The 536-nt window shown below is 47.6% G+C and carries 1 protein-coding gene; it reads left to right on the top strand.

Annotated elements, in window-relative coordinates; genetic code table 11:
- The coding region (locus R7O13_RS30380; protein ID WP_318305659.1) for a M16 family metallopeptidase at positions 1-536 on the top strand (536 nt) is incomplete at both ends.

Below are 536 nucleotides of genomic sequence, written 5' to 3'. Positions count from 1 at the left end.
AGAATTTAGAGTCAACACTGAAAATCGTTGAAGAGATGCTGCTATCGCCAGCGTTCAAACAAGAAGATTTTGATCGTGTGAAAATGCAGGCACTCGAAGGGCTTGTGTACGAACATCAAAATCCAAGTTGGATGGCATCTCAAGCAAGTCGACAAGTGCTGTATGGCGATTCTGTTTTCGCTCGTCCGAAAGACGGCACGCAAGCCGGGGTCAGTGCGCTAACGCTTGATGATGTACGTGAGTTCTACGCTAAGCACTACACACCGCAGAGTGCACAAGTCGTGGTGGTGGGTGACATTGCTAAACAAGACATTGAGCAGAAGCTTGCGTTTTGGGCTGAATGGAAAGATGAAGCGGCACCACTTTATGCTCCTCAAACAATACCAGCATTAGGTGAGCAGAAAATTCATCTTGTCGACAAACCAGGGGCACCGCAAAGTGTGGTTATGATGGTTCGTCAAGGCATGCCTTATGATGCCACGGGTGACTTTTATCTAAGCCAGCTCGCGAACTTTAACCTAGCGGGTAACTTTAAC

It is taken from the genome of Vibrio sp. Y176 (assembly GCF_033438945.1).
This window is presented reverse-complemented; position numbering and strand designations above follow the sequence as displayed.